General features: G+C 64.9%; 22 protein-coding genes and 1 riboswitch. Of the genes, 10 read left to right on the top strand and 12 right to left on the bottom strand.

All coding sequences use genetic code 11. The features are described from left to right. Positions 1-40: 40 nt before the first annotated feature. The 3 genes from ACW179_RS10980 to ACW179_RS10970 all read right to left on the bottom strand — a co-directional run bounded on the left by ACW179_RS10980 (position 41) and on the right by ACW179_RS10970 (position 2,722). Positions 41-616, bottom strand: a complete 576-nt coding sequence (locus ACW179_RS10980) for a TMEM165/GDT1 family protein (RefSeq protein ID WP_492059555.1) — start codon at positions 614-616, stop codon at positions 41-43. An 88-nt stretch (positions 617-704) separates the two neighbouring features. After that, a riboswitch (yybP-ykoY riboswitch) is annotated at positions 705-812 on the bottom strand. 59 nt (positions 813-871) lie between these two features. Then, complete coding sequence (locus ACW179_RS10975) at positions 872-1,609, bottom strand: DUF2793 domain-containing protein (protein ID WP_492059554.1); 738 nt, start codon at positions 1,607-1,609, stop codon at positions 872-874. A gap of 105 nt (positions 1,610-1,714) precedes the next feature. Beyond that, positions 1,715-2,722, bottom strand: a complete 1,008-nt coding sequence (locus ACW179_RS10970; protein ID WP_492059553.1) for an NAD(P)H-dependent flavin oxidoreductase — start codon at positions 2,720-2,722, stop codon at positions 1,715-1,717. Positions 2,723-2,890: 168 nt separating this feature from the next. Here ACW179_RS10970 and ACW179_RS10965 point away from each other — a divergent pair, with 168 nt between their 5' ends. The 4 genes from ACW179_RS10965 to ACW179_RS10950 all read left to right on the top strand — a co-directional run bounded on the left by ACW179_RS10965 (position 2,891) and on the right by ACW179_RS10950 (position 7,759). After that, positions 2,891-4,342, top strand: a complete 1,452-nt coding sequence (locus tag ACW179_RS10965) for a methylmalonyl-CoA mutase family protein (RefSeq protein ID WP_492064297.1) — start codon at positions 2,891-2,893, stop codon at positions 4,340-4,342. A gap of 4 nt (positions 4,343-4,346) precedes the next feature. Continuing rightward, a complete protein-coding gene (gene scpA, locus ACW179_RS10960; RefSeq protein ID WP_492059552.1) occupies positions 4,347-6,500 on the top strand; it encodes a methylmalonyl-CoA mutase in 2,154 nt (717 codons plus the stop codon). A gap of 103 nt (positions 6,501-6,603) precedes the next feature. After that, positions 6,604-7,032 (top strand): hypothetical protein, encoded by a 429-nt coding sequence (locus ACW179_RS10955; protein ID WP_492059551.1) that lies wholly within the window; start codon positions 6,604-6,606, stop codon positions 7,030-7,032. Between the two features lie 37 nt (positions 7,033-7,069). Then, complete coding sequence (locus ACW179_RS10950; RefSeq protein WP_492059550.1) at positions 7,070-7,759, top strand: Uma2 family endonuclease; 690 nt, start codon at positions 7,070-7,072, stop codon at positions 7,757-7,759. 5 nt (positions 7,760-7,764) lie between these two features. Here the strand turns inward: ACW179_RS10950 and ACW179_RS10945 are convergent, their stop codons facing one another. Then, complete coding sequence (locus ACW179_RS10945; protein ID WP_492059549.1) at positions 7,765-8,214, bottom strand: DUF4112 domain-containing protein; 450 nt, start codon at positions 8,212-8,214, stop codon at positions 7,765-7,767. Between the two features lie 32 nt (positions 8,215-8,246). After that, the gene (locus tag ACW179_RS10940) at positions 8,247-8,711 is read right to left on the bottom strand and encodes a DUF4112 domain-containing protein (protein ID WP_492064296.1); all 465 of its coding nucleotides are present in this window, start codon (positions 8,709-8,711) and stop codon (positions 8,247-8,249) included. A 193-nt stretch (positions 8,712-8,904) separates the two neighbouring features. Here ACW179_RS10940 and ACW179_RS10935 point away from each other — a divergent pair, with 193 nt between their 5' ends. Further along, on the top strand, positions 8,905-9,222 hold the full coding sequence (locus ACW179_RS10935; RefSeq protein WP_492059548.1) for a heavy metal-binding domain-containing protein: 318 nt from the start codon (positions 8,905-8,907) through the stop codon (positions 9,220-9,222). Between the two features lie 96 nt (positions 9,223-9,318). Here ACW179_RS10935 and ACW179_RS10930 read toward each other — a convergent pair whose 3' ends face one another. Both ACW179_RS10930 and ACW179_RS10925 read right to left on the bottom strand, forming a co-directional pair. Beyond that, positions 9,319-10,107 (bottom strand): hypothetical protein, encoded by a 789-nt coding sequence (locus ACW179_RS10930; protein ID WP_492059547.1) that lies wholly within the window; start codon positions 10,105-10,107, stop codon positions 9,319-9,321. Between the two features lie 75 nt (positions 10,108-10,182). Beyond that, complete coding sequence (locus tag ACW179_RS10925; protein WP_492059546.1) at positions 10,183-13,146, bottom strand: TonB-dependent receptor domain-containing protein; 2,964 nt, start codon at positions 13,144-13,146, stop codon at positions 10,183-10,185. A gap of 296 nt (positions 13,147-13,442) precedes the next feature. On the opposite strand from ACW179_RS10925, the gene ACW179_RS10920 reads away from it, so the two are divergent. Next, positions 13,443-15,482, top strand: coding sequence for an alpha/beta hydrolase family protein (locus ACW179_RS10920; protein ID WP_492059545.1), 2,040 nt, complete (start codon positions 13,443-13,445; stop codon positions 15,480-15,482). A 14-nt stretch (positions 15,483-15,496) separates the two neighbouring features. Here ACW179_RS10920 and phaH read toward each other — a convergent pair whose 3' ends face one another. The 3 genes from phaH to rlmJ all read right to left on the bottom strand — a co-directional run bounded on the left by phaH (position 15,497) and on the right by rlmJ (position 18,388). Continuing rightward, positions 15,497-16,192, bottom strand: coding sequence for a phasin PhaH (gene phaH / locus ACW179_RS10915; protein WP_492059544.1), 696 nt, complete (start codon positions 16,190-16,192; stop codon positions 15,497-15,499). 85 nt (positions 16,193-16,277) lie between these two features. Further along, positions 16,278-17,561 (bottom strand): chromate efflux transporter, encoded by a 1,284-nt coding sequence (chrA, locus tag ACW179_RS10910; RefSeq protein WP_492059543.1) that lies wholly within the window; start codon positions 17,559-17,561, stop codon positions 16,278-16,280. Next, positions 17,558-18,388, bottom strand: a complete 831-nt coding sequence (gene rlmJ / locus ACW179_RS10905) for a 23S rRNA (adenine(2030)-N(6))-methyltransferase RlmJ (protein WP_492059542.1) — start codon at positions 18,386-18,388, stop codon at positions 17,558-17,560. Before rlmJ ends, chrA begins: the two co-directional genes overlap by 4 nt. Before the next feature lie 102 nt (positions 18,389-18,490). Between rlmJ and ACW179_RS10900 the strand changes: the two genes are divergently transcribed. Continuing rightward, a complete protein-coding gene (locus ACW179_RS10900) occupies positions 18,491-19,519 on the top strand; it encodes a DNA topoisomerase IB (RefSeq protein WP_492059541.1) in 1,029 nt (342 codons plus the stop codon). Positions 19,520-19,602: 83 nt separating this feature from the next. On the opposite strand, the gene ACW179_RS10895 is transcribed toward ACW179_RS10900, so the two are convergent. Beyond that, positions 19,603-20,580: a helix-turn-helix transcriptional regulator gene (locus tag ACW179_RS10895; protein WP_492059540.1), complete on the bottom strand. Its 978-nt coding sequence runs from the start codon at positions 20,578-20,580 to the stop codon at positions 19,603-19,605. A gap of 71 nt (positions 20,581-20,651) precedes the next feature. On the opposite strand from ACW179_RS10895, the gene ACW179_RS10890 reads away from it, so the two are divergent. Continuing rightward, positions 20,652-20,996 (top strand): hypothetical protein, encoded by a 345-nt coding sequence (locus tag ACW179_RS10890; protein WP_492059539.1) that lies wholly within the window; start codon positions 20,652-20,654, stop codon positions 20,994-20,996. 286 nt (positions 20,997-21,282) lie between these two features. After that, complete coding sequence (locus tag ACW179_RS10885) at positions 21,283-23,880, top strand: TonB-dependent receptor plug domain-containing protein (protein ID WP_492059538.1); 2,598 nt, start codon at positions 21,283-21,285, stop codon at positions 23,878-23,880. Positions 23,881-23,938: 58 nt separating this feature from the next. Here ACW179_RS10885 and ACW179_RS10880 read toward each other — a convergent pair whose 3' ends face one another. Continuing rightward, positions 23,939-24,490, bottom strand: coding sequence for a GNAT family N-acetyltransferase (locus tag ACW179_RS10880; protein WP_492059537.1), 552 nt, complete (start codon positions 24,488-24,490; stop codon positions 23,939-23,941). A gap of 335 nt (positions 24,491-24,825) precedes the next feature. Between ACW179_RS10880 and ACW179_RS10875 the strand changes: the two genes are divergently transcribed. Then, complete coding sequence (locus ACW179_RS10875; protein WP_492059536.1) at positions 24,826-26,430, top strand: flavin monoamine oxidase family protein; 1,605 nt, start codon at positions 24,826-24,828, stop codon at positions 26,428-26,430. The last annotated feature ends 7 nt before the right edge of the window (positions 26,431-26,437 follow it).

The raw sequence follows: 26,437 nt of genomic DNA, 5'->3' as shown, positions 1-26,437 counted from the left end.
TCGATCTGGGCCCCGGCCTTCGCCGGGGAGAGCGGGTGTTCTATCGGAAGAGCCCCGCTGCCTCGATTACCGCCCAAATCCCCAGCCCCAGGAAGATCAGCGCCGCGCCGATCCGCACATATTTCAGCGGCACGATCCTGGTCGCCGCCTCGCCCAGATAGACCGCCGGGATGTTGGCGATCATCATGCCCAAGGTGGTGCCCGCCGCGACCCAAAAGATGGAGTGGAACTTGGCGCCCAGAGCCACGGTGGCGATCTGGGTCTTGTCGCCCATCTCGACCAGGAAGAAGGCGATAGTCGTGGTCAGGAACACGCCATAGCGGCCGGCCTTGGAGCCATCCTCGTCATCGGCCTTGTCGGGGATCAGGGCCCAGGCGGCCATGGCGATGAACGAGAGCGCGATGGCCCATTTGAACCACTGGCCGCTCAGCAGGTCTGCCACCCAGTAGCCTGCGGTGGCTGCCAGGGCGTGGTTGGCCAGGGTGGCGACCAGGATGCCCAGAATAATCGGCACCGGCTTCTTGAAGCGGGTCGCCAGGATGATGGCCAATAGCTGGGTCTTGTCGCCGATTTCGGCGATGGCCACGACCAGAGTCGAGACGAGCAGGGATTCCATGGGATCAGAAACCTTCCGGGCCGGGCGCATGCCAATAGCGTCGACAGCCCACCCAGCCCGGGAGGTTGTCGGCGCCATTGGTCTCGCCATGGAAGCGGATCATCGCTTCCCTCCCCGCGCCATGCTCCGAAGAGCAAGTGTGTTGACGGCGGGGCCTGCTGATCGGTGCAGGCGGCTACTCCCCAAAGGTGAGCGGCGTTTAGCGGGGGAAAGCAGGGTCGTCAATAAAGACCCTTCTTCCTTAGGGGGAAGGAATCAAACCACCGCCGGCGCATCAAAGCGCAGCAGGTGGATCGCCACCCGTACCTTGCCGCCGGTAAAGCTGCCGCCGCTGGCGGTCAGCACCACAAGGGTATCGGCATAGAAGGCCGTGGGGCCGATCACCCCCACATTGCTGGTGTTTTTGGCCAACCCCAGGCTGGAACCGAACTTGGTGCTCTCGCCGCTGACGCCGCAGTGCCAGGCGGCCGCGCCCGTGACGGCGACGGTGTTGCGGGTGGTTACGGCCAGCACCACCGAGCGGCTGGGAATCACGATCGTGGTCGCGGTCAGGGCCCCCGATAGCGTCACCTCCTCCTCGCGGATTTCCAGCCGGGTATTGGCCAGGCCCGGCGAGGCGGCGACGGTCGTGCTCTTGAACGAGGCCGATAGAGGGGTCCAGGCGGCGCCGTCGAAGACCACCATCTGGTTCTCGTCTTTCAGCCAGGCCATGACGCCTTCGCTGGGCGGCAGGGCTTCCCAGGCCCCGGCCTCGAAACGCATCAGGGTCCCGGCGACCTGACCCGTCCAGACTGCGCCGCTGGCGCCGGCCGGGAGGATCCAGACGCCGCCGTCCAGGGGGCTGGCAGGCTGGACCGCGACGATACGGCTTTCGACAGCCAGTTGAACCAGCCCGTCCAGCCGGGCCAGGCTTTCATTGATCGGGATATGCTTCTGGGCCTGGGCGGCGACCACATAGGGCAGACCAAGGCGCGGAGTGGTTTCATCGAACATGGGGAACCTTTGAAGGCGTTGAACCAGCCCTCAGGATCACCCCTGAAACAAAACGGGGGACCGGCGCTCGCCGATCCCCCTGCCCATCCCCGTTGCAGCGGGTCGCTACTCGGCCGCGAAGGCCAGGTGTTTGCCCGATGTAAGGGCGGTCTTGGCGGCCAGTTCGGCCTTGGCCTGCTCGTACTCTTCAGAGAACTTGGCGATGAGTTCGCCGGCGGTCAGCACCGCATCGATGGCGCCGATACCCTGGCCGCAGCCCCAGATGTCGCGCCAGGCCTTGGCCTCCTGGTTGCCGCCCGAACCGAAGTTCATGGCCGACGGATCGCTGACCGGCAGGTTGTCAGGATCCATCCCCGCCTTGACCACCGAGGGGCGCAGATAGTTGCCGTGCACGCCGGTGAAGAGGTTGGAATAGAGGATGTCGTCAGCGTGGCTCTCGACGATCATGTCCTTGTAGCCTTGCGCCGCATTCGCCTCCTGGGTCGCGATAAAGGCCGAGCCGATATAGGCCAGGTCAGCGCCCATGGCCTGGGCGGCCAGGATCGAGCGGCCGCAGGCGATCGAACCCGACAGGGCCACCGGCCCGTCGAACCATTGGCGGATTTCCTGGATCAGGGCGAAGGGTGACAGGGTGCCGGCATGGCCGCCAGCGCCGGCCGCGACCGGGATCAGGCCGTCAGCGCCCTTTTCGATGGCCTTGTGGGCATGCTTGTCATTGATGACATCATGCATGGTGATGCCACCATACGAGTGGATCGCGGCGTTGAGGTCCTCGCGGGCCCCCAGCGAGGTGATCACCAGCGGGGCCTTGTATTTCACGCACAGCTCGATGTCCTCCTCGAGCCGGTTGTTGGTCCGGTGCACGATCTGGTTGACCGCGAACGGCGCCGACGGGGCATCCGGATTGGCGCGGTCATGTGCCGCCAGTTCCTCGGTGATGCGATGCAGCCATTCGTCGAGCTGGGAGATCGGCCGGGCGTTCAGTGACGGAAAGGATCCGACGATGCCGGCCTTGCACTGGGCGATCACCAGATCGGGATTGCTGATGATAAACAGCGGCGAAGCGATGACCGGCAGTCGAAGACGGTCACGCAGGATCGGCGGCAAGGCCATGGAGGACGGCTCCCTGAAGGCGGCGTTGCGCGCCGCGCATGTAAACAGCGTTAGCTTAAACGCCCGTTCGGGTCCGGCGCAAGGCTTGACGGCCGCAACGGCAGGGGCGCATCACCTTCGAAAAGAAAAATGCTGCACCGCAGGAGAGAGACGCTTTTGACTCAGGCGATGACGCCCCTGGCCGATGATTTCGCAGCGCCTGACGACGCGACCGTCCGCGCACGCTGGACGGCTCTGGTCGAGAAAACCCTGAAAGGCCAGAGCTTCGACGAAACCCTGACGGTTAAAACACCGGACGGTCTGACGATACAGCCGCTTTATACGGCTGCGGACGGGGTTCTGGTCTCGCGCGACCTGCGGGTGCGTGACGCCGACCGGCCCTGGGATCTGCGGATGCGCGCCGCCCATCCCGACCCCGTTCGCGCTTCCAGCGACATTCTGGTCGATCTGCAGAACGGCGCGGCCTCGGTGCTGCTGGCCATCGACCCGGCGGGTGCCAACGGCGTGGCCATCGGCTCGGTCGAGGATCTGGCCAAGGCCTTGAACGGCGTGCTTATCGATCTAGCCCCCGTGGCGCTGGACGCCGGTTATCTGGGCCCCAAGGCCGCCGACTGGCTGGGCGCTGTGGCCAAGGCCGCGCCCAATGCGCCGATGGCCTTCCACATGGATCCACTGACGACCTTCGCCCAGATAGGCATCAGTCCCGGCCCCATCGAGAGCCATATCTTCAACGCCGCCAATGTCGGAACCCGCCTGGCGACGACCTACGCCAAGGCCAGCCTGTTCCTGGCCACAGGACGCGCGGCGCATGAGGCCGGCGGCTCAAACGTCGATGAAATGGCCCTGATGACGGCCGCCGCCCTGACCTACGCCAAGGCCCTGGTCCGCTCGGGCCTGACGATGGACGAGGCTTTCGGCCGGATCGTGCTGGGCGTCAGCCTGGACGGCGAGTATTTCACCGGCGTGGCCAAGGTTCGCGCCGCGCGGACCCTGTGGGCGCGCCTGACCCAGGCGTGCGGCGTCAGCGTTCCGGCCACGATCGAGGCCCGCTCTTCCGGCCGGATGCTGACCACGAAGGACGCCTGGACCAACCTGCTGCGCCTGACCTCGGCGGGCTTTGCCGGCGCCGTCGGCGGGGCGGACGCCATCGTGCTGGGCGGCTTCACCGACGCCATCGGCCTGCCCACCACCTTTGCCCGTCGCCAGTCGCGCAACACCCAGCTCGTGCTGATGGAAGAGAGCCATCTGGCCCGCGTCGCGGATCCGGCCGGGGGTTCCTGGTATCTCGACAACCTGACCGACCAGATCGCCCGCGCCGCCTGGGCCGGCTTCCAGGCGATCGAGACGGCCGGGGGTGTGGTCAAGGCGTTGGAGAGCGGCCATGTCGCCGACGCGGTCGCCGTCAGCCGAACGTCGCAGGAGGCCGCCTTCGCCGACAAGAGCCGCAAGATCCTGGGCGTCACCGTCTTCCCGAACGCCGACGACAAAGCCGCCGAGGTCGAGACCGTGGATCCCGCCGCCTGCGCGGTCACGGGGCCAGACCCCCGCCTGCCCGGACCCGACAGCCACTGCCCGGCCCTGACGCCGATCCGCTTCGCCGCCGCCTTCGAGGGAGCCTGAGCTCATGAGCAAGTTCCCCGACTTCACCGCCATCGACTTCACCGAAGTCGCGACCGCCGCTGCACCTGAAGGTCCGGTGTGGAACACGCCCGAGGGCGTCGACGTGGCCGCCGCCTTCACGCCCGCTGATGTCGAGGGTCTGGACTTCACCGGCGGCTATCCCGGCGTCGCGCCGTTCGTGCGCGGTCCCTACCCAACCATGTATGTGACCAACCCGTGGACCGTCCGCCAGTATGCGGGCTTCTCGACGGCCGAAGACAGCAACGCTTTCTACAGACGAAACTTGGCCGCTGGCCAAATGGGTCTGTCGGTGGCCTTCGACCTGGCCACCCACCGGGGCTACGATTCCGACCACGAGCGGGTGAAGGGCGATGTCGGCATGGCGGGCGTCGCCATCGACTCGATCCTCGACATGCGCACCCTGTTTTCCGGCATCCCGCTCGACAAGATGAGCGTGTCGATGACCATGAACGGCGCGGTGCTGCCGATCCTGGCGCTCTATATCGTGGCGGCCGAGGAACAGGGCGTTTCGCCCGACAAGCTGTCGGGGACCATCCAGAACGACATCCTCAAGGAGTTCATGGTCCGCAACACCTACATCTATCCGCCCGCACCCTCGATGCGGATTATTTCCGACATCTTTTCATACACGTCGGCCAATATGCCGAAGTTCAACTCCATCTCGATCAGCGGCTATCACATGCAGGAGGCCGGGGCGACGGCCGACCTGGAGCTGGCCTATACCCTGGCTGACGGCGTCGAATATGCCCGGGCCGGCGTCGCGGCGGGCATGAGCATCGACACCTTCGCCCCGCGCCTGAGCTTCTTCTGGGCCATCGGCATGAACTACTTCATGGAGGTCGCGAAGATGCGCGCGGCCCGCCTGCTGTGGGCCCGGCTGATGAAGCGCGAGTTCGACCCCAAGGACGACCGCAGCCTTTCCCTTCGCACCCATAGCCAGACCAGCGGCTGGTCGCTGGCGGCGCAGGACGTGTTCAACAACGTCTCGCGCACCTGCGTCGAAGCCATGGCGGCCGTCAACGGCCAGACCCAGAGCCTGCACACCAACGCCCTGGACGAAGCCCTGGCCCTGCCCACCGACTTCTCGGCCCGGATCGCCCGCAACACCCAGCTCTTTTTGCAGATGGAAAGCGGCACCACCCGCGTCGCCGACCCCTGGGGTGGCAGCTACTATGTCGAGCGCCTGACCCACGACCTGGCGATCAAGGCCCTGGCCCATATCGAGGAAGTCGAGGCGGCCGGCGGCATGGCCAAGGCCATCGAACGCGGCATCCCCAAGCTGCGCATCGAGGAAGCCGCCGCCAAGACGCAAGCTCGCATCGACGCCAATCGCCAGAGCGTGGTGGGCGTCAATCGCTACAAGCCCGACATCGAAGATGTGATCCCGATGCTGAAGGTGGACAACAGCTCGGTCCGCAGCCAGCAGCTGGAAAAGCTGGCCCGCCTGAAGGCTGAACGTGACCCGGCCGAGACCCAGGCGGCGCTGGACGCCCTCGAAGCCGGCGCGCGCGGCAACGGCAACCTGCTGGCCCTGGCCGTCGACGCGGCCCGGGCCAAGGCCACGGTCGGCGAGATCAGCTATGCCCTGGAAAAGGTCTTCGGCCGGCATCGCGCTGTGATCCAGACCATCGAAGGCGTCTATGGCAAGGAGGCCGGGGCCGATCCCAAGGCCGCCCGGGCCCGCGCCATGGTCGCGGCCTTCAAGGAAGCCGACGGCGGCCCGCCCCGCATCATGGTCGCCAAGATGGGCCAGGACGGCCACGACCGTGGCCAGAAGGTGATCGCCAGCGCCTTCTCCGACCTGGGTTTCAAGGTCGAGATCGGCCCGCTGTTCCAGACCCCCGCCGAGGCCGCGCAAGCCGCCATTGACGCCGGCGTGCACGTGGTCGGTGCCTCTTCGCTGGCGGCAGGACACCTGACCCTGGTGCCGGAACTGAAGGCCGAACTGGCCAAGCTGGGCCATGAGGACATGGTTGTCGTTGTGGGCGGCGTGATCCCGCCCCAGGACTTCCAGGCCCTGCTCGACGCCGGCGCCGCCAGCATCTTCCCGCCCGGCACGGTGATCGCCGAAGCGGCTATCGAGGTGCTGGAAAAGTTGAACGTGAAGCTGGGCTATACGCAGGGCGAGGCGGCTTAACCTCCATTGCGCGCATTTCGGATTGCGATACCCTCAGGGTGTAAACGTCTTGAGGGTATCGGTGCGACGCGCTTCTGAAAGAACGACCCGGCTGAGAGTGGCCATGGCGCTCGTCGTGGCGTTCGCGCTCCCCTCGCTGATTTTGGGACAGGCTTTCATCTGGCTCGACAAGACCGAGTCTACTCCGACGAATTTAGCCAATGCGCTCGACAGCGCCGGGGCATCGCTGATCTTCGGTGTCTTCCTCGGATGGCCCTATGTCCTGGTGGCCGCTGTAGTATGGGCGCTTCTGGATCAGACGGACCGGCACTACCCTTGGACAGCGGCCTTGACCGGCCTGATGACCGGCAGTGCGGTGGCAGTATTCAGCGTTCAGGATGGCAAGTTTGCCGACGCTCCCATCGCCTACCCACTCTGTGCTGGCCTGGGCCTCGTCACAGGTCTGTGCGTGTGGAACATCGCCTACGGACGCCAGTCGCGCCTGCCCAAGCCCATTGTGCCGGTGAAGTCAGCCCGGCCGCTGGTTCTGTAAGCTTAGCGCACGCCAACACTCGTGCTATCTTCCAGTCATGAACGCCCCCGTCCGCTTCCAGCAGCCGACGCTCCTGCACCGCTTCAGCAGCGATGAAACCCTCATCCTGCAGGCGGCAGGCCTGCTGCCGTCGCAGGATGATCTGGCGCTGGTCGATGGGCGGTTTGTCGATCACCGCACCCACGAGCCGGTGCGCTTCACACTCGAAGATGTTCTCCGTATGGTTGAGATCGGCGCACTCGACCCCGATGAGCGAGTTGAGCTGATCGACGGAGAGCTTCTGGTCATGTCGCCGCAAAATGCTCCGCACATGTACGCCAAACAGATGTTGCTCAAGCTGTTCATCCGGCAGCTCGGCGATGGCGTCGATGTCCATGTCGAGGGAACTCTATCGCTGGCGCGCGGCGTCAGCCCGATGCCGGATATCTTCCTGCATTCGACCGAAAAGCGGGTGGATCAGGTGCGCGGCCCCGATGTCCTGCTGCTCATCGAGGTCGCTGACAGTTCGCTGCTGCGCGACCTGGGTCTCAAGGCCGATCTCTATGCCCGTCACGGCGTGACCGACTACTGGGTGGTCGACGCCTATGGCCGGCGTATCTTCGTCCATCGTCAGCCCGGACCAGATGGTTATGGCGAGGTCACGCAGGTGGATCGCGACGGCGAAGTCGTCCCCCTCGCCTTTCCGGCCATCACGGTAAGGGTTGGGGATCTGCCGGTCGTAGACTGAGCCGACTAGCGCTTTCCGCCTCGCCCGCGCTTCGTCTTGGCCCGCGCCAAAGCCACATCATCCGGCAAGCCGTGGCGCGCCTCGATGTCCTTCTGCAGCGCCTTGGCCGCCATCAGGTGGCCGGGGAACATCATGTCGACCACCGATCCGGCGATCGGCACGGCGTCGGTGGCGGTGTCCATCGCCACATAGGCCAGCATCCGCACCAGCGTCACCGCCGAGGCCCCGCCCGAAACCCCCTGAACCAGAAGCAGGCCACCGGCCCCAAGACTATAGAGCGGGCCGACGACCGGCACCCAGGACAGCACGCCGTCCAGGCCCAGGCCGAACGGGCCGATGCCGATCAGGCGGTCGGAAAGACCCTTGATGGTCTCGGCCGACTTCCAGGCGCGGTGGGCACGGGCGCGGCGGTTGTCGGCGGCGGCAACGAACTGCGGCGAGTCTTCTAGGCTCATGCTCAGCAAATGCTCCATTGGCCCTTCGACTTTCAGCCGAGAAACACCACCCGTCGCTTTTCCGTTCCGGACTGGATCCGGGCCAGAAGGTCGCGATAGTCTGCCGTGCCCTGCACGTCCTTGCGCGACCCTTCGAAGTAGATGGTGTCGTCCATATGCCTTGTCAGCATGTCCGCCGACCATTTGTGGCCGGTGAACAGCATGTCGGCCACGTTACCGACCCCCGGCAGCGCGCCGGCCACCGTATCAATGATGATGATCGCCGCGATCTGGATGACGATCATCGGCGCAGCCCGCGCACGCACGGCGTCAATCAGGATCAGGCCACCGGCCCCCAGGCTGTAGAGCTCGCCCGCCCCGGGGATCCAGGTCAGAAGGCCATCAAGACCGACGCCCAGCGGGCCAACCCCGACCACATTGTCGGACAGCTTTTTCACCCGCTCGACATTGTTGCGGATGTTGTGCAGGTCGAGATGCGACTTGGCGAATATCACCAGGGAGCTCCGGGGGCGAAAACCAAGGTTAATCTGCCTTAAGGCTTGGCGCTCAGGAAGTGGAGAAGCGCCAGATTCCCCCCTCGCGCGAGAACGGCGTCGAAAAGCTCCACCTTTCGGGGGAGCCCCTCGCGAATGCAGGCGTTTGCGCCTAAGTTAACCACGTTGTCGCGCAACGTGCCCCGGGGGTTCATCCATGCTGATCTCGACCACGCCCTTCATCGAAGGCCGGCCGGTTCAGGAGTACAAGGGCGCGATCTACGCCCAGTCGATCCTGGGTGCCAATGTGGTGCTGGACCTGATGGCGGCCATCCGCGACTTCATCGGCGGCCATTCCAAGTCCTACGAACGGGTCCTGGCCCGCGCCCGTGAGGACGCCTTGAAGAACCTGGTCAAGGAAGCCGAGAAGCTGGGCGCCAACGCCATCCTGGCCGTCGACCTGGACTACAACACCGTGGGGCCAAACGGCTCGATGATGATGGTCTCGGTCTCGGGTACAGCGGTCGTTCTTTAAAGCGCGTTCCGAAAAGTGGGAACCGGTTTTCGGAATGAAACGCGCGTGAAAACAAAAGACTAGGGCGGGCGATCTGATTCCATCAGATCGCCCGCCCTAGACGTAGCCCAGCAACGCCCTCAGCCCCGGGGCGTGGAAGTCCACCACCCGCCTGTGCGTCTCCGACAGCACCTTGGGCAGGTCGGCGGTAATCTTCAGGTTTTCGCTGGCAGTGCGGCTTTCCCGGCGGTCTGCACCGGCCTCGACCCGCTCGCGCCAGTCGGTTGGCAGATCCAGGCCGCAGTCGGCCAGCAGCTTGCCAAAGAACGCCTCAGCGCGCTTTGAGCCCAGGTCATTGAGACTGTCGACGATGTCCTCATAGCGCACCATCACGGCGCTTGACCCCATCCAGGCCACGGCGTTGAGAGCGAAGATGTCCTTCAGGTCGGGCACCTTGCCGTGTGCGCCCAGGATCATCATCATGATGACGTCCTCGGGCGAGGCCGCGCCGCCCTTGATATGGTTCAGGTTTCCCTGAAACTCGTCGGACAGGTAAAAGCGCGCGCGCGCCAGCACCCAGTCATAGGGATCGCGCACCAGCACGATGTGGCGCACGTCGCGCAGCGCCACCGCCGCCTCGTCCGAGAACAGCATGTGTCCCCAGCTGATCATTGGCTTGACCTGAGAAAAGGCCTCGGGCGCGCTCTTCCGCAGGATCAGGTGCTGGATGTATTCGCGCCGCCAGTGCTGATCGGGGGCCACGAACATCCGCATGATGTTGCGGATCAGGTGGGTTCCGGCCTTGGGCACGCTGTTGAGATAGACCGGCGCAGTGAGGCTGGCCCGGTCGAAGCGCTGACCGATCTCGTCCAGATTGTCGGGCTTGCCCCGAATGATGGCGTTCACGCGCGCACGCTCCTCGATACAAAAAACGGCGGCGGGTCACCCCGCCGCCGTCCATGTTAGTCTAAGCCGTCAGGACTAGAAGCGCGCCGTGATGTTCAGGAACAGGCGGCGGCCCAGATAGTCGTACTGCGACGAGAGGACCGAGGATCCGACCGTGCTGTACTGGCCCTGACCCAGCGAGAGCGCCGGGGGCGTCTCGTTGAACAGGTTGGCCACGCCGCCCAGCAGTTCCCAGTCGTCGAACTTCTTCTGCAGCGACAGGCTGTGATAGGCGGTGAACTCGGTGTGGATCTTGTAGAAGGTCGTCCCGGCCGTGTTCTTGTCGGCATAGCTTTCGGCGTCAGACGCCTTGCCAACCATGTCGATACCCCAGAAGCCGGTCCACTCGCCCTTTTCGAGGCGGAAGTTCAGCTGGCCGGTCCAGTCAGGGTCTTCGACGAAGCCGTTGCGGTCCACAAAGCTGCCCACGAACAGGGCCGTGGTGTCTTCCAGCTGCCAGGTCGATTGCAGTTCGACCGTCAGCTTGGCGTCCAGTGGCAGTTCCTGGCCGTAGCGAACGGTCAGGTCGATGCCGCGGTTCGCCTGCTCGGCGATGTTGATGTAGTTGTTGGTGATGTTCGTGATCAGCTTCGAGCCCGTGTTGCGGGTGAAGAGGCTGCACAGCGGATCGGTCGGGAACGACAGCGAGCGATAGCAGCCCGACACGATGTTAGCCGCGCCCAGCTGGGTGATCTCGTCGTTCACGTCGATTTCGAAGTAATCGACGGCCACGTTGAGGTCGGCGAAGCTGGGGGTCCAGATCACGCCATAGGTCACGGCCTTGGAGGTTTCAGCCTCAAGATTGCCCTTGCCGCCGGCCGCCGTGATGGTGGCCGAAGCGCCCGAACCCGAGTGGGTGCTGGGCACGCCGGCTGCAGCGCAGTTGTTGGCGACGTACTGCGGGATCAGGCCCTGCGCCAGGTTCTGGCCCCAGCGGATGCAGGGATCGACGCGGCGCTGCGACAGGAAGCTGGTCTCGGCGTTCTTGTACAGCTCGAACAGCGCCGGAGCGCGGAACGAGGTGCCCTTGGTGGCGCGCACGCGCAGCGACGGGATGATCTGCCAGTTCAGACCCAGCTTGTAGGTGTCGTCCTCGCCATAGCTGTTGACCTTGGTGTGGCGGCCCGACAGCGACAGTTCGACATTCTCGGCAAACGGCAGCCCCTTCAGCAGCGGAACGCTCAGTTCGCCGTAGATTTCGCGCGCCAGGTCGTCGCCCTTGGTGATGCCGGCGGTGGAGGAGCCCCACACGTTGCCGGCCAGGGTGATGTCGCCTGGCGTGTCGAGGATCTCGTCCTTGCGATAGTGGAAGCCCACGGCCGCGCCCACGTCACCGGCCGGCAGCTTGAACAGATTGCCCGAGGCCGAACCTTCGAACACCAGTTGCTTGTAGGTGGTCTTGCCCGCTTCGGTGTCGAACAGGAAAGCCTGCTCGGCGGCCGTATACTTGCCGGCCAGGAAGTCCGGAGTGACCCAGCTGACGTCCACGCAGGACTTCTTGCTGACCGGCGTGGTCGTGCCCACGCACGACCCGGTACGGAACGCACCGGCGTCGACGGCGTCCTTCAGGATCACGTCCTGCGAGTAGATGCCCTTGGAGTGGCTGTACTGGGTGAAGATGTCCCAGTCCCAGCCCTTCAGGAACTCGATCTTGCCGAAATCGCCGCGCAGACCGCCGACATAGCGCTGGTAGTCGACCTTTTGGCCCGCGCGATTGAGGTTGGTCACCGGAGTCGGCGACAGGATGAAGTCACCCGTGAAGCCGGCCGAGAACGGGTCATAGTCACCAGTGTAGAAGTAGCTCCAGAACTGACGATAGCCATTGGTCTTGGTGGCGCGGCGGTTCAGCAGGATCTCGCCATAGGCTTCGACGCTGTCGGTGATGTCGAACGAGCCCTGGGCATAGACCGTGGAGCGCTCGGTGCGCGGGGTCAGCGACGAGGCCAGGTTGAACGGGCTGTTGTAGTCCAGCACGCCAATGTCGGCGGCCTGCGGATCATCGCTATAGCCGACCGTATAGAAGCCGGCGGGAACGCCGGGATAGTCTGCCCCTTGGCCCGGGGGAATCTGCGGGATCAGGCCGCCCAGCTTGCCGTCATAGTCATACTGCAGCTTGCCAGCGAGGCCGCTGAACGAGAAGTCGTACAGCCAGATTTGATCGTACAGCAGGTCGCGGCACTGAACGGCGCCGGTGCGCGGATCAATGGTGTCCTTACGCTTGCCGCTGGAGTCCTTGATGTACTGGCGACCGCAAGCGGTGAACTCGCGCTGGCCGACGGTCTGCTCCGAGGTCTTCGAATAGTCGTACGACATATTGAAGTAGCCGCGATCGAAGGTCTTGCCCCAACTGATGCTGCCGCGCGACTGCTCGCCACCCTTGTCCTGGGGCTGGCTGAAGAAGGCGTCGATTTCGACGCCGTCGGTGTCGCGCTTGGTGATGATGTTGACGACACCGGCCACGGCGTCCGAGCCGTAAACCGACGACGCGCCGTCCTTCAGGATGTCGATCCGGTCAATCGCCGACACGGGAATGACGTTCAGGTCGAAAGCCGAGACGCCGCCGCGAACGCCGGCCGGACCGGCGCGACGGCCGTTCAGCAGGACCAGGGTACGGTTGGCACCGAGGCCACGCAGCGAAATGGTTTCCGAACCGGGGCCGCCGTCGGTAACGAAGGCGCTGGAGATGGCCGAGGTGATCTGGGGCGAGCCCGACGCGATCGTCGAGGTCTGCAGCAGGCCGGCGGCGGTCGAGATGCCCTTCAGCTTGCCTTCTTCAGCCGAAATCACCTGGATCGGATCGGGGCTGTTGAAGGCGTTGCGCTTGATGCGCGACCCGGTGACCACCAGTTCCTCGACCTCAGTCGCCTCAGCGGCCGGCTTGTCGGCAGTCGTGGTCAGGGGCGCAGCAGCCTGAGCGAGCGCCGCAGCAGGTGCCATCGCGCCTACGGCCAGCCCGGCAATGACCGTGGAGGCAAGAAGATGCTTACGATAGATGGACATTAGAGGTAACGCCTCCGTGAATTCGAACGACTTGGCTTTTTCATCCCCCGCAACCCCAAAAGGCGCGAGCGGAAAACTATCACTGCAAAAGAGCCGCTCCGCCGCGTCGGGACAACATTCCTGTCGCATTCTTGGCACATTTCTGACGCGGTGTGACATTCCACACGCAGTTGCGACATCTGCAGGCGCCTTTAAGGCTGTTCATGGCGGCTTGGCCGCGCGGGAGCCTTCGCTATTGTGGTGCAAACCTGTGCGGTCGTTGCGACCGCGACTCGTCCTGATGTCTGGAGCTTTCCGTGAGATTTGATCCGCGCCCGCTCGCCGTATCCCTGGCCCTGTTCCTGGGTGCGGTGCCCCTCACGGCGACTGCTGCGCCCCTGCCCGCCAAGGTGTTTGCGGCTCCGCCGGCAATAACCGATGTGCAGATCTCGAGGGACGGCAAACATATCGTGGCCCTCACCTCGGCGGGCGGCCAGAGCCCAACAATTTCGGTCTGGGCCACCGACAGCCTGGACAAGCCCCCGGTGCTGATCTCGGCCAACAAGGTCCGCATCCTCAGCGTTCAGTTTCTGAAGAACGACAGACTGTTGGTCACGACGATCCAGACCTTCACGACCGGTTCGAACAAGGGCCACCTGACCCGCCAGTATGTTTCGGACCTGCAAGGCAAGTCCTGGACAACGCTTCTGCCTGACGGCCCGGCCCGGTCGGCGACAGAGGCCTTCCTGGACAAGTTCGATGACGCGACGGTCCTGAGCCTTCTGCCCAATGATCCGCGTCACATCGTGGTGCAGGACGAACGTATCAATTCCCGAGGCGATATCCTCAAGCTCGACATCTATTCGGGCGTGACCGAGCGCCTGATGCGGGGCTCGGACCGTTTTGACGGCTTCCAACTGGACCTCAAGGGTGAGGTGCGCACGCGCCAGGAAATCGGCTACGACAAGGGAGCCGTCTATTTCGCCCAGTGGATCCGCGATCCGGTCAGCAACGAGTGGTCCGAACACTTCCGCTGGTACGCCAAGGACCGTGAACCGGTCTCGATCGTAGGCTTCACCCCCGATCCGAACATCATCTACATCTCGTCTGGCAAGGGCCGAGACAAGGCGGGCCTCTATGTCTACGACATCAAGGCAAGGCAGATCGTTGAACCCCTGCTTGAGCACAAGCTGTTCGATGCGGGCGGCATCGTCACCTCAAGCGCGGCCGAGGATTTCGGCCGGGTTCTGGGCTTCTCCTATGCGGGCCCCACCCAGGCGGTCTACTGGACCGACGAGACGCTCTCGGCCCTGAACAAGAGCTTGCGCACGGCGCTGGGCATCAAGACCACGACGGTGAACTGGATTGATCCCGGCAACGGTGCCGCCACAAAATTCCAGGTCGCGGACGGCGCCGACGCGGCGATCGTCGACTGGTCGGAAAGCCTCAAGCAGGTGATCGTCCTGAAGTCGGGCCCCTCCAATCCGGGTGAATATTATCTCCTGAACGCGAGCGGCCAGCTGACCCTGCTGGGCAAGGAGCGTCCCGACCTCGACACCGCGTCGCTGGGCAAGACGAGCCTGGTGCAATATGCGGCGCGCGATGGCCTGATGATCCCGGCGTTCCTGACCACCCCGTCGGCCGAGACCTTCGGCCCTGGCCCCTACCCCACCCTGATTGAACCCCATGGCGGGCCGTGGGCGCGCGACAATCTGGAATGGGATACGGCCGGCTGGATCCAGTATTTTGCCAGCCGCGGCTACGCCGTCCTGCAACCCCAGTTTCGTGGCTCGGAAGGCTGGGGCCAGAAGCTCTGGCGCGCCGGCGACGGCGAATGGGGCCAGAAGATGCAGGACGACAAGGACGACGGCGTCAAATGGATGATCGACCAGAAGATCGCCGCGCCGGGCAAGGTGGCCATGTTCGGCTATTCCTACGGCGGCTATGCCGCCCTGGCGGCCGCCATACGGCCCAATGGCCTGTATCGCTGCGCCATCTCCGGGGCCGGCGCGGGCGACCTGGCCAGCCTCAAGCGCGCCACCTTCGACAACCGCTTCCAGCGTGAGTTCCAGAACCCCACCATCCGTGGCCTCGACGCGCTGGAAAAGGCGCGCGAAGCCAAGATCCCACTGTTCATCTATCACGGCGACCGCGACACCAATGTCGAGGTCAAGCAGTCGCGCAAGTTCGTGGACGCGCTGAAGTCAGCCGGGCTCCCGCACCGCTATCTGGAAATCAAGGACATGGGCCATGGCTTTATCACCATGGAGCCCGCCATGATCGAGACCCAGCTGGTCGAGATCGAGAAGTACCTGAACACCGAGTGCGGCACCGGCGGGATCAACGGGGGGAACTAACCCCCCGCCTGGGCTCAGAGCGGAACGTCGGTGGAGAAGCGTTTGGCCTGAGCGATCCAGGCGTCGCGCTCGGCGCGGCCCTTCAGGGCAAGCAACTGGTCGAAAGACGCGAGCTCGTCGGGGGTCCAGGCGGCGATCTGGCTGAAACGAGTCACGCCAAGCTCACCCAATGCGGCGGCCAGTTTGGGGCCGATGCCGACCAGGCGGGTCAGGTCGTCGGCCAGGGCGGTGGTGCCTTCGACGGCGGCCTCGACGACCACGGCGGTGGCCTGCGCCGCCGGCTCGATCAGGGGCGCTACTTCGGCAGGCTCAGCCTCAACAACGACCTCTGCCGACGTCGCTACGGTTTCAAGACCCTCTTCGACGGCTTCGGTGGCTGTCTCCAGCACGGTCTCAGCCGTCTCCGCGACCGCTTCAACGGGCACCGTCACAGCGTCCACCACCGCCTCTACGGCGACCGGCGGCAGGGCCACAACCTCGAGCGAGGACAGGACCGGAGCCATGGGCTCGGGCACCGGACCCGCGAAGGCCTCAAGATTGACCGCCTCGCGCCAGCGCGCCGTCCACCACCACCAGGTGGCCCCCGCTGCAGCTGCGCTGCCGTAGAGCAGCCAGAGCGGCGACACTGCGCCGACCATCATGTGGGGTGCCGCCCCGGGATCAATCCGGTCGGTCTTCAATTCGGGCAGGAAGGACAGGGAAGAAACCATGGCGCGCGCTCCGGCAAACCGCGATTTGTGCAACGCAACATAACACAGAAATCTCGTTCGCAAGTGCGAAAATAATGACCTAGGGTCAAGCTAGTCCGATCAGCCGCATCAGCAGGCCTGAGACGACCATCGCCGCCACCAGGGCCAGCACCGGCAGACGCAGCGCGAAGGTCAGGCCCAGCGCCAGAACCGTTAGGCCCAAAGCCGCCGGATCAAGGCTGGAGGGCACCGGGATAGAGACCTTGAACAGGCCCGCCTGCATGCTGTCGCCGGCGCGGAACAGGAAGTGCACGGCGAACCACACCGCCAGTTGGCCGATCACGCCGACGGCGGCGGCCGAGACCAGGGCCAGGGCCCGCGCCGGTCTGGCCTGGGCGCGAAGGCGCTCGACGAAGGGGCCAGCCGCGAAGATCCACAGGAACGAAGGCGCGAACGTCGTCCAGGCGGCCATCAGCCCGCCCGCAATCCCGGCCAGCCAGGCCCACTCCGGCGAGGCGGCCTGATAGGCGCCGACAAAGCCCACAAAGGTGAAGACCAGCACCAGAGGCCCCGGCGTGGTCTCGGCCAGGCCCAGACCGTCCAGCATCTGGGCCGGGGTCAGCCAGCCGAAGGCCGAGGCCGCCTGCCCCAGATAGGCCAGGGCCGCATAGGCCCCCCCGACGCTGACGACGGCCAGCCCGCTGAACACCAGGCCCATCCGTGCGATCGTCGACTGCGGCGCCACCGCCAGGGCCAGCAGCACCGGCGCCAGCCAGATCGCCAGGCAGATCAGGGCCGTACGGGTCGTGCTCGCGGTCGGGGCGACGGGAGTTTCAGGGGCGACGGACGGCGCGCCGCCTGCCAGGACCCAGCCTAGGGCCCCGGCCGCCAGGATCAGCAGCGGAAACGGAAGGATCGTGAAGCTGAGTGCGGCAAAGGCAGCGATTGCGACGGCCAGCCCGACGCCGTCGCGGATCGTGCGCCCGCCGATCTTCCAAAGCGCCTGGGCGACAAGGGCGACCACCGCCGCCTTCAGCCCCAGCAGCACCGGCCCCGCCCATTCTGACCGGCCATGCACCAGATAGAGCGCCGAGAGACCCATCATCACCAACAGGCCCGGCAGCACGAACAACAGCCCAGCCGCCACACCGCCCTTCACGCCGTGCAGCCGCCAGCCCAGCCAGACCGCCAGTTGCTGGGCTTCGGGTCCCGGCAGCAGCATGCAGAAGCTCAAGGCGTGGGCGAAGCCGGCCTCGTCGATCCAGCCTTTTTCCTCGACCACCGACTTGTGCAGCAGGGCGATCTGACCGGCCGGGCCGCCAAAGCCCAGGCAGCCGACCTTCAGCCAGACCCGCAGCGCTTCGCCAAAGCTGGGGGCCGGCGACGTCACGCCGAGGTCGTGCGCCAGACCCGGGCGGCGCCGCCCGGCTGCCCCAGCCGCTCGACGATCCAGGCGGTGGCGGCGGCTATGGCGGGCTCGACCTCGGCCGGAGCCCCGACCATGACCATGGCGCTACCGTTCATCTTCATGGGATCCAGCAAGGGGCGAAGTCGCACCTCGGCCACTAGCGCGTCGTTCGTGACGGTTTCTAGCCCGCGGATAAAGGCGTCGAAGGTTTCCAGATCCTTCAATGGTGTCCAGATGGCCAGAACGGCCGCCGGATCGCGCTCCAGCACCGCCCGGGTCGTCGCGACGATGCGGGCATAGTCATCGGGACGCTCAAAAGGCGGGTCGATCAGCACGAAGGCCCGCCCTCCCCGCCCCGCCTTGGCGGCCGCCGTCTCGTAGCCGTCGGCCTTCAGGGCCTGGGCGAAGGGATAGGGTGCCAGCGAGCGGCGCAGCAGGTCAAAATCATCCTCGCGCAGTTCGCAGGCGATGTAGCGGTCCTCGCGGCGCAGGCTGCCGGCGATCAGCAGCGGCGAGCCGGGATAGAGCGGCCCGTCCTGGCCGCCATTCATCGCCCGGAACCGCGCCACCAGCGGCGCGAACACGGCCGGCGCATCGTCGGTCGCCAACAGACGGAAGATGCCGGCATCAGCCTCGCCCGAACGCTGGGCCATCTCGCCGGTCAGGTCATAGCCGCCGGCCCCGGCATGGGTGTCGATCACCGACAGGCTCGGGCTGTGCGCCTTCAGCGTCTCCAGCAAGGTCAGGACGATGGCGTGCTTCTGCAGGTCCGCGAGATTGCCGGCATGAAAGGCGTGGCGGTAGTTCATGTCTGGCGCATTGCTCCCGGAACCGGCGCTTCCTCTATCACGTTGCGGCCAGATGGGGAGACGCGCGATGGGCGCGCCAAACCGCAGGATCGGTCGTTCAGCATGGCCCGCGACACCCTCGGGGATCCGTCCGGCACGCACAGCGCCCTCACCTATTGCGACGCGTCTGAAACCGGCATCCAGCGACGGCGCACGGCGTCGGGCTTTCGCTATATCGACGCCGACGGACGCGACCTGCAGGACGGGGTGACCTTGGCGCGCATCAAGGCCCTGGCCATTCCACCGGCCTGGACCAAGGTGTGGATCTGCCCCGATCCGCTGGGCCATATCCAGGCCGTCGGCCGCGACCAGAAGGGCCGCAAGCAGTACTGCTATCACCCCGACTGGCGCGCAGACCGCGACGTGGAAAAGTTCCAGCGCATGGCCGCCTTCGGCCGCGCCCTGCCCCGACTGCGCAAACGGATAGAGGCTGATCTGCCGCGACGAGGCCTGCCCCGCGAGAAGGTTCTTGCCGCCGTGGTCCGCCTGCTGGAACTTACCCTGATCAGGGTCGGCAATGACGAATATGCGAGGACAAACAAGAGCTTTGGCCTGACCACGATGCAAAAGCGTCATCTGCGCCTGGCCAGCGGCGGGGCGGTGTTCGAGTTTCGCGGCAAGAGCGGCAAGGTCCACAAAACCGGCTTTCACGATCGCCGGTTGGCGCGGATCGTCAGGGCCTGCCAGGACCTGCGCGGCCAGAGACTGTTCCAGTATGTCGATGACGACGGCCATCGTCGGGCCATCGAATCCAGCGACGTCAACGACTACATCCACGCCGCCTGCGGCGAGGATTTCTCGGCCAAGGATTTCCGCACTTGGGCCGGCTCGCTGGCAGCGATGGAAGCGCTGCGCATCCTGCCGGCGGCCGAAAGCCCGGCCCTGGCCAAGCGGTCGATCAACATCTGCGTCAAGGCGGTGGCCGGACTGCTCGGCAATACGCCCGCTGTCTGTCGCGCCGCCTATATCCATCCGCGCGTACTGGAGGCCTATGAGCAGGGCGAACTGCCGACGCGCAAGCCGGCCACGGCCCGGGCCAGTGAACTGGCGTTGCTGCGACTGGTCGGAACCCTGGAGCAAAGGCCGCCATGATTGAATCATGGCATTTGCTCCAGGCTTTTGTTTCGACGCGTTATTTTCGGCGACGAACCGGTACCAGTTCGCCGCATAACGCTCTAGGCGTGCGCCTTCAGGGCGCGTTGCAGTTCCTCGACCATCATCTTCCGCAGACTGGACGGTGCCACGATCTCGACCCCGTCGCCCCAGGTGAACAGGTGCCAGGCCAGTTCCAGCATGCCGGCGGCGCGGAAGGCGACGATGACCGAGCCGTCAGGCTCGGGCCGCACGGTCTGGGTGGCGTGGAAGCGCCAGCGCAGGGCGTCCTCGGCGCGATCGGGCCGAATACGCAGCACCACGTCTTCGACCGCGCCGTGGTAGATGCCGAAGCTCTCGTCGGCGAAGGCCTGCAGCGAGAAGTCCTCCGGCGGCGGGGCGGGACGATCCAGCACCGCCAGGTTGCTCATCTTGTCCAGCCGCCACGAGCGGGGGCGCGAATCTTCGCCCTCCAGCGCCACCAGATAGTTGCTGCGCGCAAACAGGATGCCCAGGGGGGTCACCTCGCGAGTGCGTCCCGGGGTGCTACCGCCGTCATAGCGGAATGACAGGGCGCTCAGGCCCTTGATCGCCATGCGGATGGCGGCCAGCGACGTTTCGTCCTCATAGGGCCGGGGGCCGGCGTGCACGGCGATGGTCTCGGCCTGGACCAGGGCTTCGACATCGGGCGCCACCTTGCGTCGCGCCGCGCCGCGCAGGGCCGAGTGAAGCTTGCGTTCCAGTCCATAAAGCGAGGCCGCACGCCCGTCGGCACCGGACGCCTTGTAGCTGTCGGCTGCTGTGCGCAGGGCTGCAAGTTCCTCGGCGGTGGGCGTCTGGAACAGGCCATCCAACCCGGCGGGAATCCGGAAACGCCGGGTGGGCGGGTCGTCCACCACCTCCATCTGCGGAAAGGCGGCCCAGACCGCGTCGCGCATGCGTTCAGCCGTGCGCCGGCCCACCTCCAGCGCCCGCGCCATCTCGTCCAGGGTCAGGCCCTCGGCCGAACCCGCCAGCAGGCGGGCCAGATCCAGCAACCGTGCAGCTTTTTCGTGCCTCATACGTTCTCCATACGACCGATTTTGGCGCATGGCACGTTCAAAGCTGAATTCGTCGAACGAAGGAGACATCCATGTCGCGCTTTGCCTGCCCCGCCTGGGCCATCGCTCCCATCAACGCCCCGATGATCTCGGCCGTGCTGGCCTTTGCCGACATTCATCGCGACCTTGGCGCAGGTCGCACCCTGATGCGAATCAGCCATGAGCGCGCCGCCCGTGCGGACGTCATCCTGCTGCTGGGTCGCGACGCCCGGCGGGTAGTCGATCTGGGCGTGGTGTGGAACGACCGCGAGGATCAGATCATCCGCATCGTCGATGACGCCGAACTGCGCGACTCACGTCTTGCCGCCTGGGAGGATGCGTTCGACCTCTTCGAGACCGAGACGCAAGACCGGGCCACGGAACGCCGCGTCGCCTGACAGAATGTCGCACCGTCCCCCTCGCGGTCGCGATTGAAAAGCAAGGTTCTGCCTAAAAATGCGGTGACGACGCCGCGCAAAGGGGCGCCTGCGTTCCAGTGGGCGCTTGTGATGATTTCTTGTCACCCCTCCCATTGCCCAAGCCCCCCGCTTGATCTCACGCTGCAATCGTCGGCAAAGACCGAATGAAAAACTGCGTCAGTACAAAAAATAAGAAACTCCGGGAAAGAAACGCCGTGGAAGAGGAATCTATCTTGCGTTGATAAATGACCTAAGGGGGATCTCTATGAATCGGCATCTGAAAAAGACTCTGGTCGCAGGTATTTCTGCGATGACTTTTACTTTTGGATATTCTGCAGCGGCATATGCTGCTGGTGCCCCTGCCGATCCGGCGGTGGAAACCTCTTCTGAGATCGAAACCGTCGTCGTTACCGCGCGCGGCAAGCCACGGACGGTTCTGGACTCCGCAGTCCCGGTGGACTCGTTCAGTGAAGCCGATCTGAAATCCGCCGCTTTCAGCGACACCAATGACATCCTGAAGACGCTGGTCCCGTCCTACACCCTGGCTCGTGAGCCGATCTCGGACGGCGCCACCTTCATCCGCCCCGCCTCGCTGCGCGGACTGCCCACCGACAAGACCCTGTTCATGGTCAACTCCAAGCGCCGCCACCGCTCGGCGCTGGTCAGCATCGGCGGCACCGGCGCGCAGGCGCCCGACGCGGCCACCATCCCGGCCTCAGCCCTGAAGAACGTGGTGGTGCTGCGCGACGGTGCCGGCGCGCAATACGGCTCGGACGCCATCGCCGGCGTTATCGACTTCCAGCTGAAAGACAGCCCCAGCGGCGGCTCGCTGACCGCGCAGTATGGTCAGTTCTTCCTCGGCGACGGCGAAGACGTGCTGGTCACCGGCAACCTTGGCCTGCCCCTGGGCGACAGCGGCTTCGTCAACGGTACGTTTGAATATACTAGCCAGAACCAGGTTAACCGCGGCAAGCAGTACTGCAACGTAGCAATGCCACCGCAAATCCCGAACGGGGGTTTTTGCGTTACGAGCTATGCAGCAAGCAATCCCGCCTATGGCGCTCTTATCAATGACTACGTTCAGAAGTGGGGCCAGCCAGACTCTGAAGCCCTGCGCGGCGTCGTCAATGCGGGCTACGACATTACCGACTCCATGTCGGTATATGCCTTCGCCAACTACTCCAAGAGCAGCGCGACCCAATACTTCAACTATCGCCCGCCCGTCAGCAATGCGGTCAACGCCACGCCGATCCGCCTGCAAGACGGCACGATCTTCCAGTTCAACTCGATCTTCCCGGCCGGTTTCACCCCAATGTTCGGTGGCGACATCACCGACTACAGCCTGACCGGCGGCCTCAAGGGCAAGTTCGCCAACGGTCTGCAATATGACTTCAGCGGCCGCTACGGTGACGACAAACTGTCCTACACCCTGTGGGACACCGTGAACCCGTCGATGGGCCCGGCTTCGCCCAAGTCATTCTATGTCGGCTCGCTGATCTCGACCGAAAGCGCCGCCAATGCTGACTTCGCCTATGACTGGGCCATGGGCGGCTTCCACACACCGATCACGCTGAACTTCGGCGGCGAATACCGCAAGGAAGGCTACGAGATCGAAGCAGGCGACGTGCCCTCTTATGTCGCGGGCACCTGGGCGGTTCCCGATCCCTTTAACTACTGCTCGAACGAGACCGCCGTCGCGTCGCGCACCAAGGCTGCCGGCGCACCTGCCGCGATCAACTGCAACCTGGCCAGCGACCCGGTCTATAACGCCCTGGCCGTCGGTTCGAATGGTGCACCGGGCTCGCCGCCAGCCTATTCGGGCAAGCTGACCCGCGACTCCTATGCCGGCTATCTGGAAGGTTCGGCCAACGTCACCGAGGCCTGGTTCTTCGACGTCGCCGTGCGCGGCGAGAACTTCTCGGACTTCGGCAGCACCTGGAACGGCAAGGTCGCCACCCAGTACCAGATCACCGACGCCTTTGGCGTTCGCGCCTCGGCTGGCTCCGGCTTCCGCGCCCCCACCCCGGGCCAGCTGTTCACGACCAACGTCTCCACCCGCGTGGAAAATGGCGCGATCATCGCCTCGGGCCTGTTCCCGGCCACCAACCCGGTGGCCCAGTTCATGGGTGCCAAGGAACTGAAGCCCGAAAAGTCTTTCAACCTGGCCGCAGGCTTTACTGCGACCTTGTTTGACGGCCTGAGCCTGACGGTCGACGCCTACAGCATCAAGATCGAGGACCAGTTCTACGCCACCACCCCGATCACCGTTACCCCGGTCATCCGCACCGCCCTGCTGGCGGCTGGCGTGCCCGGTGCCGACACCATCGGCCAGGTGCAGTTCTACCAGAACGCCTTCGACTCCACGACCACGGGCGTGGACGTCGTCGCCACCTACAGGGCCAACTGGGAGAACGGCCAGTCCACCAGCTTCACGGCCAGCGGCAACTACAACAAGTTCAAGGTCGACAAGGTTTTCTCGAACCAGTTCTTCGATGCCGAAGGTGTGTATGACTTCGAAAACAGCAGGCCCAGCTGGCGGTCGGTGTTGTCGGCCTCGCACGAGATCGGCAAGTTCAAGGCCGTGGGACGCGCTACGATCTGGGGGCCTTACAAGAACATGTTCAGCGTCGGCTTCCCCAATCTGATCCAAAAATGGGATCCGGAAGTCTTCTTCGACACCGAGTTCAGCTATCAGGCAACCGACACCTATTCGATCGCCATCGGCGCCCGGAACCTGTTCTCCAACTATCCCGACGCCGACAAGACCGGCGAGTCGGCCACCAACGGCCGGGTCTATCGCTCGGACTCGATCGTCGATTGGCAGGGCGGCTTCTGGTACGCCAAGGTCTCGGCGACCTTCTAGGATTTCGATCCAGAACGACGGAGGGCCAGGCGAAAGCCTGGCCCTTTTTCGTTTGCCCCTAAAGCGAAAGCGCCTTGCCCATCCTGATCAGCGGCACGGCATAGCCGGTCGAGGTGGGAGCCGTGAACGGCTCGATATCGTGATAGCCGCAGGCGCGGTACAGCGGCACGCCCCCCATGGTCGCGGCCATTTCCGCCCGGGTGAAGCCCTCGGCGGCCGCAGCGGCTTCACAAGCGTCCAGCACCAGCCTGCCCACGCCTTTCCGCGTGTGATCGGGGTGCGTGTACATGGCCCGCACCCGGGCGGCATCGACCGACGGGTCGAGCAGGGCCGCATCACGTCCCGCTGAATGATCCCCGCCAAACAGGGTGGCCCGCCGGCTCCAGCCGCCGCAGCCGGCAATCTCGGCCCCGTCCTCGACCACGAAATAGGTGCCGTCGACGATCAGCTGGGTGTCCAGCCCCATAACCTCGAACGAAGCCCGTACGCCCTCCGGCGGCAGGAAATCCTGCAAAAGCTGGCTGATGGCGGAATTCATCAGCAGGGTGAGGGCCGGCACATCCTCAAGGGTCGCGAGCCTCAGGCGAAGGGGGGTGGGGGCCGATGTCATGCGGGTTCCTTCGTCCAGGTTGCCGCGCTTGCGGACCGTCGGTTGAGACTGCGTCGCACGAAAGGCAAAAGCCTGATTCCTGCCAGGCCCCTCGCTTTCCGCACGTCACGCCCATGCTTCGCACAGGGGGTGCCTTGGGCGCCCAAGGGCGGGGCATCCAGTGCTGATCTAACATGTCAGATCGTCCGGCGGCTGAAACAGTGTTGCGCCAAGGGGGGCTAAATTTCGAGATGCGCAGGACTTCGGCGGGGCGCGATGTACCGAGGCAGGATAGGTGTATCGTCCAGACGATCTGCATATCCGGGGCGCCGGCTTTATCGAGTGGCGGATTTTTCATGGACATGAATGGTGGCGCGGCGACCGGTGGCGTTCTGACCCGGCGCCGGTTCTTTGAAGGCCTTGCGGCCGTGGGCGGAATGTCTCTGGCGCTCTCCGGGCTCGATGCCCTGGGCTTTGGCATGGCGTCAGCCACCGAGCGGCCTCCAGAGCTGACCGGCGGGGCCAAGGGCACCAAGGTCCTGATCCTGGGAGCGGGCCTGGCCGGCATGACCGCCGCCTACGAAATGACCAAGGCGGGCTATCAGGTGCAGATCCTGGAGGCCCGATCCTTCGCCGGCGGTCGTTGCCAGACCTCTCGCAAGGGCTTCCAGCACACCGACCTGCTGGGCAACAAGCAGACCTGCGAGTTCGACGAAGGGCTCTATATCAACCACGGTGCCTGGCGGATCCCGTACCACCACCGCTCGACCCTGCACTACACCAAGCTGTTCGGGGTTCCGCTCGAGAGCTTCGTCAACGACAATGACGCGGCCTATGTCTATTTCGAAAAGGGCGAAGGCCCGCTCAGGGCCAAGCCGATCCGCAAGGGCGAGATCGCCGCCGACGCCCGGGGCTACGCCGCTGAACTGATCGCCAAGGCCGCCAGCAAGGGCGACCTTGATGCAGCCCTGACCCCAGCCGACCGCGAAAAGTTCATCGCCTACATGATCAATGAGGGCCGCCTCTCACCCAAGGAACTGGCCTATAAGGGTACCGAGGGCCGGGGCTTCTCCGTCCATCCCGGCGCCGGTGTCGATCCGGGTCCCGGCAAGGAACTGCCGCCGTTCGCGTTCAAGGACGTGCTGGATTCCGGAGCCTGGAAGGTCCTGAGTTCGGTCACCGGCTATGAGCAGCAGCGCACCATGCTTCAGCCGATCGGCGGCATGGACCAGATCGCCAAGGGCTTCGAAAAGCAGGTCGGCTCAATGATCCGCTACTCGACTGTGGTCGAGAAGATCAGCCAGACCGGCAAGGGCGTGAAGGTGGCCTTCAAGGATGCTGCGGGCAAGACCGGCGAGATCGAGGCCGACTACTGCATCTGCACCATCCCGCTCAGCGTTCTGAAGCAGATCGACCTGGACGCTTCGGCCCCGTTCAAGGCGGCGATGGCGGGCGTGTCCTATGCTCCGGTCAACAAGATCGGCCTGCAGATGAAGACGCGGTTCTGGGAAGAGAACCACCACATCTATGGCGGCCATATTCACAACGACATTCCCGGCATCGGCTCGATCACCCTGCCGTCTACGGGCTGGCAGAGCCAGAAGGGCGTTCTGCTGGGCTTCTACAACTTTGGCGGACAGGCGGCCCGGGTCAGCGCCCTGAAGCCGGCGGATCGCGCGGCGTTCGCCGTCGCGGCCGGCCAGAAGATTTTCCCCGAATATGCCGAGAACTACGAGAACGCCTTCTCCTTTGCCTGGCATCTGGCCGAGTTCAACCTCGGTGGCTGGGCGGAGTGGAACGAGGAAGGGCGTCGCGACGCCTATCCCTTGCTTTGCCAGCCCGATGGTCGGCTCTATCTCGCAGGTGAGCACCTCAGCTACCTTGGCGGCTGGCAAGCCGGCGCCATCGAGTCGGCCTGGCAGCAGATCGCCAAGATCCACGCCCGCGTGCAGCAGGCTTGAGACAGAG

The sequence above is a fragment of the Caulobacter sp. AVps18 genome, from assembly GCF_058681425.1.
This window is presented reverse-complemented; position numbering and strand designations above follow the sequence as displayed.

Excerpts from the sequence above, each read along its gene's own strand:
- ACW179_RS10900 (WP_492059541.1), top strand. The coding sequence starts at position 18,491 with ATGGCCCGCGACACCCTCGGGGATCCGTCCGGCACGCACAGCGCCCTC.
- phaH (WP_492059544.1), bottom strand. The coding sequence starts at position 16,192 with ATGGTTTCTTCCCTGTCCTTCCTGCCCGAATTGAAGACCGACCGGATT.
- ACW179_RS10885 (WP_492059538.1), top strand. The coding sequence starts at position 21,283 with ATGAATCGGCATCTGAAAAAGACTCTGGTCGCAGGTATTTCTGCGATG.
- ACW179_RS10880 (WP_492059537.1), bottom strand. The coding sequence starts at position 24,490 with ATGACATCGGCCCCCACCCCCCTTCGCCTGAGGCTCGCGACCCTTGAG.
- ACW179_RS10945 (WP_492059549.1), bottom strand. The coding sequence starts at position 8,214 with ATGAGCCTAGAAGACTCGCCGCAGTTCGTTGCCGCCGCCGACAACCGC.
- ACW179_RS10895 (WP_492059540.1), bottom strand. The coding sequence starts at position 20,580 with ATGAGGCACGAAAAAGCTGCACGGTTGCTGGATCTGGCCCGCCTGCTG.
- ACW179_RS10955 (WP_492059551.1), top strand. The coding sequence starts at position 6,604 with ATGGCGCTCGTCGTGGCGTTCGCGCTCCCCTCGCTGATTTTGGGACAG.
- scpA (WP_492059552.1), top strand. The coding sequence starts at position 4,347 with ATGAGCAAGTTCCCCGACTTCACCGCCATCGACTTCACCGAAGTCGCG.
- rlmJ (WP_492059542.1), bottom strand. The coding sequence starts at position 18,388 with ATGAACTACCGCCACGCCTTTCATGCCGGCAATCTCGCGGACCTGCAG.
- ACW179_RS10925 (WP_492059546.1), bottom strand. The coding sequence starts at position 13,146 with ATGTCCATCTATCGTAAGCATCTTCTTGCCTCCACGGTCATTGCCGGG.
- ACW179_RS10875 (WP_492059536.1), top strand. The coding sequence starts at position 24,826 with ATGGACATGAATGGTGGCGCGGCGACCGGTGGCGTTCTGACCCGGCGC.
- ACW179_RS10970 (WP_492059553.1), bottom strand. The coding sequence starts at position 2,722 with ATGGCCTTGCCGCCGATCCTGCGTGACCGTCTTCGACTGCCGGTCATC.
- ACW179_RS10975 (WP_492059554.1), bottom strand. The coding sequence starts at position 1,609 with ATGTTCGATGAAACCACTCCGCGCCTTGGTCTGCCCTATGTGGTCGCC.
- ACW179_RS10965 (WP_492064297.1), top strand. The coding sequence starts at position 2,891 with ATGACGCCCCTGGCCGATGATTTCGCAGCGCCTGACGACGCGACCGTC.
- ACW179_RS10890 (WP_492059539.1), top strand. The coding sequence starts at position 20,652 with ATGTCGCGCTTTGCCTGCCCCGCCTGGGCCATCGCTCCCATCAACGCC.
- ACW179_RS10980 (WP_492059555.1), bottom strand. The coding sequence starts at position 616 with ATGGAATCCCTGCTCGTCTCGACTCTGGTCGTGGCCATCGCCGAAATC.
- ACW179_RS10935 (WP_492059548.1), top strand. The coding sequence starts at position 8,905 with ATGCTGATCTCGACCACGCCCTTCATCGAAGGCCGGCCGGTTCAGGAG.
- ACW179_RS10950 (WP_492059550.1), top strand. The coding sequence starts at position 7,070 with ATGAACGCCCCCGTCCGCTTCCAGCAGCCGACGCTCCTGCACCGCTTC.